The organism is Flexivirga alba, from assembly GCF_042661025.1.
Classification (GTDB): domain Bacteria; phylum Actinomycetota; class Actinomycetes; order Actinomycetales; family Dermatophilaceae; genus Flexivirga; species Flexivirga alba.
Genome location: NZ_JBHSWH010000001.1, coordinates 1,434,830 through 1,451,156, shown reverse-complemented (window position 1 = coordinate 1,451,156; position 16,327 = coordinate 1,434,830). Strand labels below are relative to the sequence as shown.

Below are 16,327 nucleotides of genomic sequence, written 5' to 3'. Positions count from 1 at the left end.
TACTGTCAGCGATCCATCGCATGCTGGTTTGGTCCTTCAGACCACCACTGCGCGGCACGCTTCAAGTCGGTGGAAATGTCGGCGCCGTCGAGCTCCACAAGCCCGGGATGGTCGGACATGCCTGCCGCGTAAATGACCCGCGAGGGCGATCCTGTCTCGCGGATGGCGGTCGTCAGGTCGATCTCAGCGGGGAACGCCCGATGGTGCGCGAGCGGCACGAGCAAGCGCTGCTTGTCAGCGACAGCGCCGTCGCGGTATGCCGCGGCGAGTGTCTCGGGGTCCTGGCGTTGGCACGACCCCAGCGCGACAGGCGCGTAGGGAAAGGGGCACCCCGTGCCCAAGGGTCCCGCCGCTTTGGGGGATAGCACCGAGGCCTCAACTGCGTGTGAGACTGCGTGGCTGTAGGGGCTCGAAGCAATCACTAGCGCAGCGGTGAACGGATCGGCACCATCGATCAGCAGTCGTTCAAGCCACACCCCCAATCCATCTGGTAGGCGCGGCGTGACGCCGGCTGCCACCCCGCGAGCGAGCTTCGCGGCGTCTTTCCTCATCGCTCGCGCATCAGCCAACGACAGCGTTTTCGAGCGTGAGTTCGCGATGCTGGACCGGATCAACTTCCGTTGAGCCTCGCTGAGTGGCATGAGCAACTCATACAACCGCAAAGGTTGGAAACTGCCAGCCACAATCAACGCAGCGAGTCGCCGGTCATCCGCGCCACTAGTCACGTCATCACGCACGACGCGCTTGATCTGATCCCATTGATCCAACCGGTCGCGGTCCCGGCGCAGGTCGACCGCCAGCACATACGCAACTGCTTCCAGCGCCGACCCGTCCAGCTGCCGATAGGTGTCCAGCGCGAGCAGAAATCCGTGTGGATGCTGCACATCGGTCAAGGCCGCCAGCGCATCGCCGATCACGGTGTGCCCGCAGGCAGCCAAGTGATCCCGCACCGCGTCTTCGACTGGGCCGGCGATCACTGGGTCAGCTGCGAGCAACTCCAGGGCGCGAATCCGGAAGCGGTATCCGGCTCCGATCGACCTCGACATCTCGCTGACCAACAGGTGCGCCCAGAACGAAGTCCGCTCTGGCGACTGGGGCGGGCCGGTGGTGATCAACCTGGCGAGGGCGAGCCAGTCGCGCCCTGAGAGCGGGGCTACATCGGCGGTATCCGCACGCCCCAATAGATCCCACTGGTCGCTGCGGCTTGTGGTGTCGTACTTGTCGTCCGGGAGATAGGAACTGATCTCACCTGCGGTCAGGCCGACGATTTGTTCCAGTGCACTCACAATCGGTAAGGGCGGGGTGAATTGACCCTTCTCATATCTGGTGAGCGTGCCGGGCACGAGCGACTTGGGCACGCCGGGATAAGCCTTCATCGCATCAATTAACTGCGGCTGCACGCGCAACGCAGGATCGGGAGCCGCATGACGCCATGACCGCATCAGCCATGGGACTGGTTCCCATTGCCGCGCGAGCGTATCCACGGGCGCACGATACGCGTCGCAGGGCATAGCACGATGATCTTTCTCGAACTCTGAACGATCGCAAGTTTTCCGCGATCCATCGCTTGCTGGACAGTCGACAGACATGCTGAAGCGCTGCCACCGGACAGTGCCCAACAAGCCTCACGCAAGGACACTCAATGCCTTCAGCTGATCAACGATCCGCTCCTGTTGACGCTCATTCCTGGCGCGTCGGCGTACGGCGGGCACGCATAGTCCTCGCCTGCGTAATCACCGCAGCACTTGCCATCTTCGCTATGGCGACGCCAGCGTCCGCGTCGTCGTCTGGCTCTGTCGCGACTGGAGCGACTGCAGCGACAACGGCTGCAGCGACAACGGCTGCCGCAACGTCGGTGCCGGGTTTGGTGTCGTTGTCTCCGGCGCGGGTGTTGGATACCCGGTTGGGGGTCGGTGCGCCGAAGGGGCGCCCGGCCGCGGGTGCGACGACGACGTTGTCGGTTGCCGGGCATGGGGGTGTGCCGGCCACCGGCGTCGCCGCGGTGGTGGTGAATGTGACGGTTGCGGACACGGCCGGGCCGGGGTACGTGACGGTGTGGCCGGCGGGTGCTTCGCGTCCGACCGCGTCGAACCTGAACTACGTCAAGGGCCAGGTGGTCGCCAACCAGGTCATCACCAAGGTCGGCACCGGCGGGGCGATCGCCTTGTATGACGGGGTCTCGGCCACCGACCTGATCGTGGATGTCACCGGGTACTACCCGACCGGGTCGGCATACAACCCGCTGGTGCCGACCCGGGTGCTGGACACCAGACCGGGCAGTGAGCCGGGTGCGAAATCGACCACGAAACTGGTGTTGACCGGCAAGGGCGGTGTCCCGGCCACCGGGGTCGCTGCGGTGGTCCTGAACGTGACCGCGGTGAACCCGGCCGGTCCGGGGTTTGTGACCGTGTACCCGGCCGGGGTGACCCGCCCGAACGCGTCGAACCTGAACTACACCAAAGGGGCCGTGGTCCCGGCCATGGTCATCGCGACCCTGGGCACCGGCGGCGCGATCGACTTGTACACCCTGGACAGCACCGACCTGATCGTGGACGTCGCGGGCTGGATCCCGACCGGCACGGACTACCACCCGGTCACCCCGGCCCGGGTACTGGACACCCGGTCCGGGCTCGGCGCGGCCAAGAAGAAAGTCCCCGGCAACTCCGCGATCAGTGTGCAAGTCGCCGGGCAGGGCGGCATACCCGCGACCGGGGTCGCCGCCGTCGAGGCGAACGTGACCGTCGTCGGCCCTTCACAGGCCGGGTTCATCACCGCGTACCCGTCCGGGACGACCCGACCCACCGCGTCGATGCTGAACTACGACACTGGTCAGATCGTGGCGAACTCGGTCACCATCAAACTCGGCGCTGACGGGAAACTCGCTCTCTACACCGGGTGGGGCACCACCGACCTCCTCCTGGACATCACCGGATACTGGACCAGCGGGCCACCCTTGTTGATCACGGCGCCGACTGCGGCGTCCCTGCCATCCGCGGTTGCGGGGTCCCCATACCAGGTCCAATTCACCGGCACTGGCGGCACCACGCCGTACCGGTGGTCCGCAACCGGGCTACCTGCCGGACTCACCTTGGATTCATCCACCGGGGTCCTCATCGGCACCCCGACAGCGACTGGATCCACTCCGAGCACCATCACCCTCACCGACATAGCCGGGCGCACTACCCAGGAGAAAATCACGATCGCCGTACCGACCGCGGTTCCCACCCAATGCCAAGGGCAAGCCTGCTCAGTCACCGACAACGGCGTGAATACCATCCACCTCACCAGCAACCAACTGGTCAACGTCGCCCGGGACAGTGCCGGAGCAATCGCCGCGGTGACCACGAACGGCGTCACGGTCACGAACAGTAATGTCCTCGTCCTACCCGTAACGGCCGACACCCCTTCCGGGGCCATCGATATCGTGAACTCGACGACCACTGACACCAGCGGCAACACCGTCTCCCAGGTCACCCCCGGAACACCAGCACAGGCCTACAACTCCGGCACCATCCAAACATCGGGAACAACCAGCACAACAGCAGGAAAAACACCCGCCGGAGTGAAGACCTGGATCGACGGCAAACCCGTCGCCAACGGCACCCCGGTGAAGACCGCTGCCACGGTGAAGTGCGACGGCAACGTAACCGCCCAAGCCGAAGTCACCCTCACCACCACGCTCACTCCTGAACTCACTGCAATCTGGAAGCACCCGCTCATCCAGATCGGAAACGTCTACGTCGGCACGGGCGGACTGGACACCGCATACGTGGCACTGGACGGCTCGATCAAAATCGGATTCGACTCCTCCATCACTGCGACAGGGCACTGCAGTCTGACGCTGCCCGAAATCACCCGCGCAGTGCCCGCCGGGGACCTCGGCGCTGTCGTGTTCGATGCGAAACCGTCCATCGATCTGGACGCGACCGCCGGCATCACAGTCGACACCTCAGCAACTCTGGAATGCTCGACCTCCTACTACTGGCACGCCGGCCACGGATTACCGACGAACTACTGCACTGCCAGCACGACACCGCTCCAGCTCAGCGCGGCCAAGGCATCGGCAACCCTTACTGGACACCTGCCAGTGACGGTGAGTCTCGACGACGCAGCAGGCATCACTGGCACCCTGACTCCGACGCTCACAGCCACCGAGAACGCAGGTGGGAACCCCTGGGCAACCCTCGACGGGAAAGTCGACGCTTCCATCGGCGCCTGCCTCGCCTGCTTCTGGAACGACGGCCCAAAGACCACTCTCGCTTCCGGCACCATCTGGTCCAAACGCCTCATCACGCTTTCCAGTGCCCCCACACCTCCAACCTCCCCTTTGTCGATCGCTACCGTAAATCTGCCGACCGGCACGGTCGGGACCGCGTATGCCGCAACCTTGGCAGCGACCGGCGGCACACCGCCCTACACCTGGACGGCAACCGGATTGCCCGCCGGCCTCACTCTCAACGCAACAACCGGCACCATCACCGGTGTCCCCACCACCGTCGGCGCCCGTTCAGTCAGCCTGACCGTCACGGACAAAACAGACCACAGCAGTAGCACCAACACTGATCTCGCCATCAGCTCCGCCACCCCATCAAAGCCCCTGGTATGGAGTGCACCCGCCCCCTTGACCTCCACGGAAGTGGCAACATCCTTTCGGTGTCGTGCCCGTCCAGAGGGTTCTGCGCTGCCGTTGACTCGGGCGGGAACGCGCTCACCTACAACGGCACCACTTGGACCACACCAACAAGCGTCGATCCCAACAACTGGCTTGCATTGATATCGTGCCCGTCCGGCACCTTCTGCGCCGCCGTTGACTACGCCGGGAATGTGCTCACCTACAACGGCGCCACCTGGACCACACCCAAGAACATCGACCCCACTGGCGGCGGCCTGACCTCGGTGTCGTGCCCGTCGAGCACCTTCTGCGCGGCCGTCGACTCCTACGGGAACGTGCTCACCTACAACGGCACCACCTGGACCACACCCAAGAACATCGACCCCAACGGCGGCGGCCTGACCTCGGTGTCGTGCCCGTCGAGCACCTTCTGCGCGGCCGTCGACTCCTACGGGAACGTGCTCACCTACAACGGCACCACCTGGACCACACCCAAGAACATCGACCCCACTGGCGGCGGCCTGACCTCGGTGTCGTGCCCGTCGAGCACCTTCTGCGCGGCCGTCGACTGGAATGGGAACGTACTCACCTACAACGGGACCACCTGGACCACACCCAAGAGCATCGACCCCAACGGCCTCATCCTGACCTCGGTGTCCTGCCCGTCCAGCATCTTCTGCGCCACCGTCGACGGAGGTGGGAACGTACTCACCTACAACGGCACCACCTGGACCACCAAGAACATCGACCCCACTGGCGGCGTGCCGGCCTCAGTGTCCTGCCCGTCCAGCACCTTCTGCGCCACCGTCGACGGAAACGGGAACGTACTCACCTACAACGGCACCACCTGGACCACACCCAAGCACATCGATTCCGATTCCAAAACCCTGTCCTCGGTGTCCTGCCCGTCCAGCACCTTCTGCGCCACCGTCGACTCCTACGGGAACGTGCCGACCTACAACGGGACCACCTGGACCACACCCAAGAACATTGACCCCAGCACCTACCACCTGGGCGCAGCGTCCTGCCCGTCCAGCACCTTCTGCGCGGCCATCGACAACGCCGGGAACGCGTTCACCTACAACGGGACCACTTGGAGCTCACCCAAGAACATCGACCCAAACAATTGGCTGACATCGGTGTCGTGCCCCTCCAGCACCTTCTGCGCCGCCGTCGACAACGCCGGGAACGCGCTCACCTACAACGGCACCACCTGGACCACACCGACCAGCATCGACCCCACTGGCACCTTCTATCTGATCCTCGACGCGTTGTCCTGCCCGTCCAGCACCTTCTGCGCCGCCGTCGACAACGCCGGGAACGTACTCACCTACAACGGCACCACCTGGACCACACCCAAGAACATCGATTCCGATTCCAAGACCCTGTCCTCGGTGTCCTGCCCGTCCAGCACCTTCTGCGCCGCCGTCGACTGGAATGGGAACGTACTCACCTACAACGGGACCACCTGGACCACACCGACCAGCATCGACCCCAACAACGAGCTTGAATCAGTGTCGTGCCCGTCCAGCACCTTCTGCGCCGCCGTCGACGGAAAGGGGAACGTACTCACCTACAACGGGACCACCTGGACCACACCGAAGAACATCGACCCCAACAACGAGCTTGAATCAGTGTCGTGCCCGTCGAGCACCTTCTGCGCCGCCGTCGACCGGAGTGGGAACGCGCTCATTGGCCGAGCGTGAACGGCCACGGAAACCTGTCAAGCGGTCACGGCAGGGACCGCGCGGAAGCCGCGGCCTACCGAAGTGGTCCCGGAACAAGGACGCGTCAGCTGGCGCGTCTTGCCGCCTGAGCCGCGAGCGCGGGCAACCCGAGCTCTGCGTAAAGCATGGACAGGTCGTGCCAGGTGGACTTTGAGGACGAATCGACGCGCACCGACTCTTCAAGGTCGGGGCGAGCGGCCGGGTAGTTGCCGGACGCGGCATACGCGACGCCTCGCATTGTGAGCAGCTGAGGGTTGAAACGGTCACGCTGCAGCGCCGGGTCGAGGATGGCGATCGCGTCGGCATACTTGCCGGTGTTCAGACGCAACGCGGCGCGGTCCTGCATCACCTGTATGTCGTCAGCGGCCGCACCGAGCCGACCGTCCCATTGCCACGCTTGCGCCGTGGCGCCCGGACCGGCCGCGACGAGCGCGTGGAAGACCTGCCCGTCGAGGTCCGGGTCCCACCAGCGCAGGTCGTGCGCCGTCGCGAACGCGGCCTGCGCACGAGTCGGTGATTTGTGCGCGAGTGCGTCATACCGGCCTTGATCTCGATCTCGGAGGCCGACGCCAGCACGAAGACAACCGCCAAACCCGCTGCGAGAGTGGCGAATCCCCACTCGACCACCTGCTGCCACGCGGCCGTCGCCGCGACCGGGACTGACGTGACGCTTGCGACGAGCACCACCGCCGGCAGCATGACCGCCGGCGTGGGGAAGGTGAACATCAAAGCGGTCAGGTATGCCGCAAGAGCGACCACTACCGAAGTGCCCCAACTGCTCTGTTTGCGCGCACACCGATAGACCCGCCAGGCGACATACGCGAGAACGGCCAGCAGGACCGGGCCGCCAGCGAGTAACAGCTGGAGGACCAAGTTGTGCGGGGTCGCCGGCGGATTCTGCGGGCCGACTCGCTGCTGCCAGGCCAACGTGTGCCGGCCAACGATCGCGTTCTCGAACTGGCTCGGCCCGACGCCCAGGATGGGGTGGTGCGTCCAGAGACTGAGCGACTCCTGCCACAGCATCACGCGACCGGACGCGGTCTGATGCGCCAGTCCCCCGCCGAGCAGCCGCCCACGAGTCACCGGGTCGAGGAAGACGGCGACCACCGCAACCAGCCCAGCGAACGCACTTACGACCGGGGCACGGCGACCGGCCAACAGTGCTGCCACCCCGAGCAGCACGAGGAGCCCGATCCATGCACCGCGCGACCCGGACAAGAGGACCGTGACGCCAGTCGCCACGCCACCCGCAATGAGCAATGGCCGACGCCGGTTCATGGCTGCAACCAGCAGCACCCCGCCATACAACAGGGCGAACGATCCTTCGTCGCTGGCGTTGCCGAGGAATGAACCTGGCCTACTCGCATCGGTGCTCAACGGGCGCAACCCCGTCGCCTCGACGATCGCGAGCAGTGCCACCACCAGTGCGACGACCGCCATCGCGTTGAGGAAGAGCTCCCGATCGCCAGGCTCGCCGTGCGGCCCCAGGTGCCGTGCCGCCCCCATCGCGACGATTAGGCACAGCACGAGGAAAGGGGCACCGTCATACACCTGACCGCGCCCCCACCACGCGGTCGAAACGTCGGCGCCGAACACACCAGCGATGCCAGTCACCAGCGTCGCCGCACCGATCGACAGCCACATCCAGCGCGGCAACCGACCCGCTCCAGGTATCGCGAGCAGCAGCAGCGCGGCGAACGCCGCAACGACCAATCTGCCGAAGACGAAACGGTTTTCGGCACCCGGAAGGATCGCGAGGGGTATGCCGGCAAGCAGCACGGCTGCGGCCCGGCGGAGGTAAGTCCGCCAGACCGCAATAGTCGAAATGTCAGCCGCCACCTACCCGGCTGCCAGCTTCGCGTCGATGCCCGACTTGGTAGTTCCGTCAGTCGTCGTGACGGATGTCGTTCCGGTGGGCAGCGTTGCCGAGCCGTCCCAGGCCACGCCGTTGTAGCACTGCGACTGGTAGCCGGTGGTCGACGAACCCGATGCCCCCGATGCGTCGAAGCACACAGTCTCGCTGCCCGCCGACAACCCGCCGACCGTGTAAGCGCCGCTCGAGTCGGTCGTGGCCTGACCGATAAGCGTGCTGCCGCTGCCGTAGACGTCGACCGTCACATCGGCCAGCGCCCCCGAGTCCGCCGCTGCGGTGACTGTCCCGGATATCCCGGCCGCGGTGGTCAACGAGGCGTTGATGTTGCGCTGGGTCGACCCGGTGCTGGCTGTCACGGATGTGGTGCCGCTCGGTGGAGCCGACGACCCGTCCCAGGCAATGCCCTTGTAGCACTGCGACAGATACCCTGTCGCCGGCGCGCCCGTCGCCTGAGAGGCCTGGAAGCACACGGTGTCACTGCCTGCCGAGAGCCCGGTCAGCGTGTAGTCGCCGGAGGCGTCGGTCGTCGCGCTGGTCAGGTAGGTGCCGCTGGAGTCGAACACCTCGGCCGTCACGCCGGCGACCGCGTTGCCGCCGGCGGTGACCGTCCCGGAGATGCCTGCCGCGAGCGGCAGCGTGGCATTGATGCCGGAGGTGGCCGATCCCGCCGTTGCCGACACCGGCGTCGTGCCGGCTGGCAGAGATGACCGCGAGCCGTACCACGTGAGGTTCTTGTAGCACTCATCAAGGAAGCCCCCGGTCGAGCCGGCGCCGGTGCCGGCCGAGCCGTTGAAGCAGACCGTGTAGGTGCCGGTCGGCAGTCCGCGGACTGTATAGGCACCGGTGGATCCGGTTGATGCGTATGCCACTTCGGTCTTAGTGGAGTCGAAGACATGTATGCCGACATCGCTGAGCGCCGCGCCGCCAACGGAGCCGATGACCGTCCCGGAGATCGCGGCACCCGCTGTCAGCGAAGCGTTCACCCCGGATTTCGTGGATCCAGCAGTCACGGGTACGGAGGTCGTACCGCTCGGCAGGGTCGACGAACCGTCCCAGGACACGTCCTTGTAACACTGCGACAGGTAGCCGGTGACCGATGAGCCGCCGGAGGCACCCGAGGCGTCGAAACACACCGTGTAGCTGCCGGTAGTCAGGCCCGTCGCGGCATACGTGCCGTTCAGGCCGGTCGTCGTGGTCGCTTCATAGAGCCGATTGCCCGACTGGTCGTAGACGTAGACGGTTGCGCCACTGACACCGTGGCCCGAGGTGTCCGTCACTGTCCCGGCGATCGCTCCAGCGGGCGCCAGTGCCGCGTCGATGCCGCCAGTCGTCGCGCCGGAGGTCACCGACACGGGAGGTGTCGAGGTGCCCGTCCCGCTCGGGTCGTTGTAGCACTGTGAAAGGTAGCCGGTCTTCGACGAGCCACCGGAGGCATAGGAGGTGTCGAAGCAGACGGTGTAGGTGCCGGTCGCGAGGCCGGTGATCGAGTAGGTGCCATCCGGGTCCGTATACGTATTTTGCAGCCAATCGCCGTTCCCGTCGTACACCGTGACGGTCACCCCGGACACCACACCGCCGCCACCGGTGGCAGCGGTCGTCGTTCCAGCGATGGCGCCTGCGGGTGCCAGGGTCGCGTTGACGGTCTGGACTGCGCCCGAGGTCACCGCAACGGCTGTGGTCCCCGCGGGCAATGCACCGGAAGAGGGATTACTCCACGGGACAGCCTTGTAGCACTGCGAGAGATAGCCGGTGGCCGACGATCCGGTTGCATCCCGTGCATCGAAGCAAACCGTGTAGGAACCGGCCGGCAGCGTCGGCACCGAATAGGCGCCGGTCACGCTTGTGGTCACGTTCGCGACCTGATAGCCGGAACCGTCGTAGATATATGCCTGCGCACCCTTCACTCCGCCGCCGCTACTGTCGGTGATGAGCCCCTTGATCGAGGCCGTGACCGACTTGAGTGGGGCGTTGATACCCGAAGCAACCGCACCAGTGATCACCGACACGGGCGAGGCGTCCGAAGGCGGGTTGGCGCCAGCAGCCCAGGCGACGTCGTTGTAACACTGGGCGACGAACGCCGTGGACGCCGTCTCACCCGTCGCCTGCGACGGGTCGAAGCAGACCGTGTCCGTCCCAGCCGCTAGGCCACTCAGCGTGTAGGTGCCGTCGCCGCCGGTCGTCGTCTGGGTGAGCTGATTGCCGCTGGAGTCGTATGCGTAGACCCACACCTCACTCACCGGCGAACCGTCGGATGCGGCTGTCACCGTCCCGGTGATAGCCGCGTCGGAGGTCAGCGCTGCGCTCACGCCCGCCGTTACGGTTCCCGTCGTCGTTGAGACCGCAGTCATCCCTGAGGGCATCGACTCCGGGTCGTACGCTCCGTCCCAAACGACACCGTTGAAGCACTGGTCAACATAACCGGCGGTCGACGGTCCGCCCGCCGCTCCCGCGGCATCGAAGCAGACGTAGTAGCTGCCCGACTGCAAACCGCCGACGGTGTAAGACCCGGACGAGTCCGTCGATGCCGTGGTCACCAAGCTCTTGCCCCTGGTGAAGACGGCGACCGTCGCGTTGCCGAGCGCCGCGCCCCCGGTAGCAGCGGTCACTCGGCCCGAGATCCCTGCTGCCGAGCCGAGTGCTGCGTCGATCCCGGAGTGTGTGGTGCCCGTGGTCGCCGACACTGGCGTCGTCCCCGACGGAAGATCGCTCGACGAACCGTCCCACGGCACGTTCTTGTAGCACTGTGGCACATAACCAGTGGCGGACGAACCGCCCGAGTCGGAGGCCGGTGTGAAGCAAACCGTGTAGCTGCCAGCCGGAATGCCGCCTGCGGTGTAGGTGCCGGCGCCGTCGGTGGATGCCGAGCTGACCGCGTTGCCGCTGCCGTCATACACATTCACCGTGACGTCGGTGAGGTCGGCGCCGCCGGCCGCATCGGTCACGGTGCCGGATATCCCGCCGGCAGCGCTCAGGGTGGCATTCACCCCGGAATGGATGGACCCGGACGTGACCGCAACCGCCGTCGTGCCGGCCGGTGGGTTGTTCCCGCTGGTCCACGGCACGCCGGCGTAGCACTGCGATGCGTAGCCGGTGGTTGACGTCCCGCCATACGCATAGGAGGCGTCGAAACACACCGTGTAACTCCCCGCCGGGAGGGGTTTCATCGTGTAGGCACCCGCCGAATCGGTGTAACTGTTCGCGACCCAGTTGCCGTTCTTGTCATACACATCGACGGATACCTGGGCGAGCCCGGACCCGCTGGAGGTGACGGTCCCCGAGACACCCCCGCGGCGGTCAGCGTCGCATTCAGTCCTGAGTGTGTCGACCCCGCAGTCACCGAGACCGCTGTTGTGCCGGACGGCGGGGCGTCGGAGGATGGGTCGCTCCAGGCGATGCCGTTGTAGCACTGGGACAAATACCCGGCGGCCGACCCGCCTCCGGTTGCGTACCTGGCGTCGAAGCAGACCGTGTAGCTGCCGGTCGGCAACCCCAGCACCGAGAAACCGCCGGTGGTGCCTGTCGCGGCGCTGTCGACTTGGTTGCCTGCGCTGTTGAACACCTCCACGTTCACGCCGCCGACCCCGGCGCCGCCAGAAGTGACGGTGCCGGAGATGCCGGCCGCGGACTTCAACGCCGCATCGACGCCGGGCTTGACCGAACCGGCAGTGACAGGCACGGCTGAAGTGCCGGCGGGTGGCGCTGACGAACCGTCCCAGGCGATGCCCCGATAGCACTGCGACAGGTAGCCGGAGGTCGACGAGCCACCGGAAGCATCGGACGCGCTGAAACAGATGGTGTAGGTTCCCGTCGCCAGTCCGGCCACGGTATAGGTGCCGTTCGTAGCCGTGGTCGGCTCCGTGCCGATGGAGCTGCCGTTGGCGTCATACGCCTGCACAGTCGCGCCGCTCACCTTCGCGCCATCGGATGCCGCGCTCACCGTGCCGGAGATCCCGCCCGCTGATGCCAGCGAGGCGTTGATGCCGGTCAAACCGACCTTCGCCGTCACCGGTGTGCCCGACGGAATATCGCTCCAGGAGTCGTCCCACGGGACGTTCTGGTAGCACTGCGACAGATATCCGGTGACCGACGAGCCGCCCGATGCATTCGAGGAGTCGAAGCAGACGGTGTAGTTCCCGGCCGGAAGATCAGTTATCGCGTAGGTGCCGGACGAGCCGGTCGTGGTCTGGCCGATGTCGTTCCCGGAGGAATCGAACGCGTACACCCAGACGCCACTCAGGCCGGCACCCCCGGATGCTGCCGTCACGGTCCCGGTGATGCCAGGGGCTGACACCAACGCGGCGTTCACGCCGGTCTTCGTCGAGCCAGCGCTCGCGGTGACCCGCGTCGCACCGCTCGGCATTGTCGAGGAGCCGTCCCAGGCGACCCCGTTGTAACACTGCGACAGATACCCCGTGGTCGACGAACCGCCCGAAACGTCTCCCGCGGCGAAGCAGACTGTGTAGCTACCTGCCGGGATACCTGTCATCGAATATCCACCGGAGGCCACAGTCGTCACTGAGTCAATTTGATTGCCAGTGCTGTCGTAGACCGCCACATCGACACCAGCCAGGCCGGCGCCACCGGGCGCCGCGGTGACCTTCCCGGAGATCCCGGAGCCGGAAGTGACCGAGGCATCGATGCCGGGGGTGGTGGAGCCCTTGACGGTCGGCACGCGGGACGTGCCGGACGGCACGTCGTACCACTGGCCGTTCCACGGCACGTTCTTGTAACACTGCGACAGGTAGCCGGCCTGCGACGGGCCGCCGGTGCCCGCGGAGGCGTCGAAACACACGCCGTACCGAGACGGGTCGGGGGTGACGCCGTTGAACGTGTATGTGCCGTTGCTGGCTGTCGTGGCGTTGCCGAACGGAGTGGCGATATTTCCCGTGCTGTTGTCGTAAACCCACACTTTCACGCCGCCCACCCCCGAGGATCCAGTCGCGGACGTCACGGTCCCCGACACCGCACCACCCGATGCTAGTGCCTTGTCGGCCACGTGGTCCGGCGTCGCGCTCAGCTCGAATCCATTGAAGTCACACACGCTCACGTAACCGCCGTCGGGAGCCGACGCCACGCCCTGCGCGTTGAAGCAGATTTGGTAATAGCCCACCGCCAGGCCGCTGAAGGCATAGGTGCCGTCGGCCGCAGTCGTAGTCTGCAAACCGTCGCCCGTCATCACGACAACACCGCCAATGGGCGCGCCGGTAGCGGCCGACGTGACGGTTCCCCGGATGTCGGGTTGCCTGACCAACGCGGGGGCGACCACCAAGCTCAGGGAGGCGTTGGCCGTCATACCACCCGCGTCCTTGACCGTCACCACCACGCTCGAGGTCGCCGCGGTGGTTGGGGTGCCGGTGACTTTGCCAGTGCCCGCATTCAGCGTCAACCCAGTCGGCAGGCCAATCGCCGACCACGTGTAAGGAGTCGTGCCACCAGTAGCGGCGAGCGTGGTCGAGTAGGACGCACCGACCGTCCCGCCGGCCAGGCTCGTGATGGTGATCTTCAACGCCGCCGGAGCAATGACCAGGCTCAGAGCGGCGTTGGCAGTTACCCCGCCCGCGTCTTTGACGGCGACTGTCACGGTGGAGGTTGCGGCCGCCGTGGGGGTGCCGGTGATCTTCCCGGTGGCCGGCGCGAGGGTCAGCCCGGCCGGTAGTCCGGTCGCCGACCATGTGTAGGGCGTGGTCCCACCCAACGCCGTCAGCGACGCCGTGTAGGAGGCGCCCACCATGCCGCCCGGTAACGCAGTCGAGGTGACCTTCAACGCGGCAGGCGCGACAACCAGGCTCAGCGACGCAGTCGCAGTCTTTCCCGCCGCGTCCTTGACTGTGACCGTCACGCTCGACGTCGCTGCCGCAGTGGGAGTCCCGGTGACCTTCCCCGTGCCAGCGTCCAGTGACAGCCCGGCCGGAAGCCCGGTCGCCGACCACGTGTACGGAGTGGTGCCGCCGGTCGCGGCCAGGGTCGTGGAGTACGTGGCACCGACCGTGCCACCGGGCAGGCTCGACGTGGTGATCTTCAACGCCACCGGCGCAGGCGCCACCACCAGGCTCAGCGACGCAGTCGCAGTCTTACCCGCCGCGTCCTTGACGGTGACAGCTACGGTGGAGGTCGCTGCCGTGGTCGGTGTGCCCGTGATCTTTCCGGTCGACGGCGCCAGCGTCACTCCAGCGGGTAGCCCGGTCGCCGACCACGTGTACGGAGTGTTCCCGCCGGTCGCGGCCAGAGTGGTCGAGTACGCAGCACCGACCGTGCCACCGGGCAGGCTCGACGTGGTCACCTTCAACGCCACCGGCGCAGACGCCACCACCAGGCTCAGCGACGCAGTCGCAGTCTTACCCGCCGCATCCTTGACGGTGACAGCTACGGCCGAGGTCGCCGCTGTAGTGGGAGTCCCGGTGATCTTCCCGGTCGACGGCGCCAGCGTCATTCCAGCGGGTAGCCCGGTCGCCGACCACGTGTACGGAGTCGTCCCACCGGTCGCGGCCAGAGTGGTCGAGTACCAGCACCGACCGTGCCACCGGGCAGGCTCGACGTGGTCACCTTCAACGCCACCGGCGCAGACGCCACCACCAGGCTCAATGACGCAGTCGCGGTCTTACCCGCCGCATCCTTGACGGTGACAGCTACGGCCGAGGTCGCCGCCGTAGTGGGAGTCCCGGTGATCTTCCCGGTCGACGGAGCCAGCGTTAGTCCAGCGGGTAGCCCGGTCGCGGACCACGTGTACGGGGTCGTCCCACCGGTCGCGGCAAGGGTCGTGGAGTATGCCGCGGCGACGGTCCCGCCCGGCAGCGACGTGGTGGTGATCTTCACCGCCGGTGGTGGCGGTGTGGTGGTGGTCCAGTATCCGGTGATGTCCAGGATGAGGTCGGTGGTGCCCCACCCGGTGTAGAGAGCGAGTTTCCCGTCAGCGCCGAGTTTGATGGTGACCGAGTTCGCCACGATCTGACCAGTGTCGTAGTTCAGCATCGACGCGGTGGGTCGGGTCGTCCCGGACGGGTACGCGGTGATGAACCCGGCCTGTGAAGGGCCGACGACGGTCACGTTCGCCTCGACGGCGGCGACCCCGGTCGCGGGTATGCCGCCCTGCCCGGCGACTTGCACACTGATCGCGGAGTTGCCGGGGACTTTCTTCTTGGCCGCGCCGAGCCCGGACCGGGTGTCCAGTACCCGGGCCGGGGTGACCGGGTGGTAGTCCGTGCCGGTCGGGATCCAGCCCGCGACGTCCACGATCAGGTCGGTGCTGTCCAGGGTGTACAAGTCGATCGCGCCGCCGGTGCCCAGGGTCGCGATGACCATGGCCGGGACCACGGCCCCTTTGGTGTAGTTCAGGTTCGACGCGTTCGGGCGGGTCACCCCGGCCGGGTACACGGTCACAAACCCCGGACCGGCCGGGTTCACCGCGGTCACGTTCAGGACCACCGCAGCGACCCCGGTGGCCGGGACACCGCCCTTGCCGGTCAACACCAGTTTCGTGGTCGATTTCGCACCCGGCTCACTGCCCGGTCTGGTGTCCAGCACCCGGGTCGGCACCAGCGGGTTGTATGCCGACCCGGTCGGGTAGTACCCGGTGACATCCACGATCAGGTCGGTGGCCGAGACCCCGTCATACAAGGCGATCGCCCCGCCGGTGCCGACCTTGGTGATGACCTGGTTGGCGACCACCTGGCCCTTGACGTAGTTCAGGTTCGACGCGGTCGGACGCGAAGCACCCGCCGGCCACACCGTCACGTACCCCGGCCCGGCCGTGTCCGCAACCGTCACATTCACCACCACCGCGGCGACGCCGGTGGCCGGCACACCCCCATGCCCGGCAACCGACAACGTCGTCGTCGCACCCGCGGCCGGACGCCCCTTCGGCGCACCGACCCCCAACCGGGTATCCAACACCCGCGCCGGAGACAACGACACCAAACACGCAGCACCCGACGTCACAGACGTAGAGGCCGCAGCCATGCCAGAACCAGGCACAGAACCCGACGCCGCGGCTGCTGTCGCCATACCCGCTGCTCGCGCAGCCGGGGACCCCAGTCCCCCCAATGCCATAACCGTGACCACGACCGTCAACCACACCAACACACCACGACGAGCAAGACACATAATGCACGCCCAATC

The 16,327-nt window shown here is 66.4% G+C and carries 8 protein-coding genes; 2 read left to right on the top strand and 6 right to left on the bottom strand.

Annotation, left to right across the window (positions count from 1 at the left end):
* Positions 1 to 5: 5 nt before the first annotated feature.
* Positions 6 to 1,511, bottom strand: coding sequence for a hypothetical protein (locus ACFQDH_RS07050; RefSeq protein WP_382399804.1), 1,506 nt, complete (start codon positions 1,509 to 1,511; stop codon positions 6 to 8).
* A 248-nt stretch (positions 1,512 to 1,759) separates the two neighbouring features.
* On the opposite strand from ACFQDH_RS07050, the gene ACFQDH_RS07045 reads away from it, so the two are divergent.
* Together ACFQDH_RS07045 and ACFQDH_RS07040 are read left to right on the top strand one after the other, a co-directional pair.
* Positions 1,760 to 4,774, top strand: coding sequence for a putative Ig domain-containing protein (locus ACFQDH_RS07045; protein WP_382399802.1), 3,015 nt, complete (start codon positions 1,760 to 1,762; stop codon positions 4,772 to 4,774).
* Positions 4,775 to 4,824: 50 nt separating this feature from the next.
* Positions 4,825 to 6,318 (top strand): hypothetical protein, encoded by a 1,494-nt coding sequence (locus ACFQDH_RS07040; protein ID WP_382399800.1) that lies wholly within the window; start codon positions 4,825 to 4,827, stop codon positions 6,316 to 6,318.
* An 85-nt stretch (positions 6,319 to 6,403) separates the two neighbouring features.
* Here the strand turns inward: ACFQDH_RS07040 and ACFQDH_RS07035 are convergent, their stop codons facing one another.
* The 5 genes from ACFQDH_RS07035 to ACFQDH_RS07015 are packed head-to-tail and all read right to left on the bottom strand — an operon-like array spanning position 6,404 to position 16,213.
* Complete coding sequence (locus ACFQDH_RS07035; protein ID WP_382404826.1) at positions 6,404 to 6,685, bottom strand: tetratricopeptide repeat protein; 282 nt, start codon at positions 6,683 to 6,685, stop codon at positions 6,404 to 6,406.
* On the bottom strand, positions 6,685 to 8,178 hold the full coding sequence (locus tag ACFQDH_RS07030) for an O-antigen ligase family protein (protein ID WP_382399798.1): 1,494 nt from the start codon (positions 8,176 to 8,178) through the stop codon (positions 6,685 to 6,687). The genes ACFQDH_RS07035 and ACFQDH_RS07030 overlap by 1 nt, the downstream gene beginning before the upstream one ends.
* Positions 8,179 to 11,439 carry a beta strand repeat-containing protein gene (locus ACFQDH_RS07025; RefSeq protein ID WP_382399796.1) on the bottom strand — a complete coding sequence of 1,087 codons (3,261 nt, stop codon included), beginning with the start codon at positions 11,437 to 11,439 and terminating at the stop codon, positions 8,179 to 8,181.
* The gene (locus ACFQDH_RS07020; RefSeq protein WP_382404825.1) at positions 11,373 to 14,702 is read right to left on the bottom strand and encodes a beta strand repeat-containing protein; all 3,330 of its coding nucleotides are present in this window, start codon (positions 14,700 to 14,702) and stop codon (positions 11,373 to 11,375) included. The genes ACFQDH_RS07025 and ACFQDH_RS07020 overlap by 67 nt, the downstream gene beginning before the upstream one ends.
* A complete protein-coding gene (locus tag ACFQDH_RS07015; protein ID WP_382399794.1) occupies positions 14,639 to 16,213 on the bottom strand; it encodes a putative Ig domain-containing protein in 1,575 nt (524 codons plus the stop codon). Before ACFQDH_RS07015 ends, ACFQDH_RS07020 begins: the two co-directional genes overlap by 64 nt.
* Between the last annotated feature and the right edge of the window lie 114 nt (positions 16,214 to 16,327).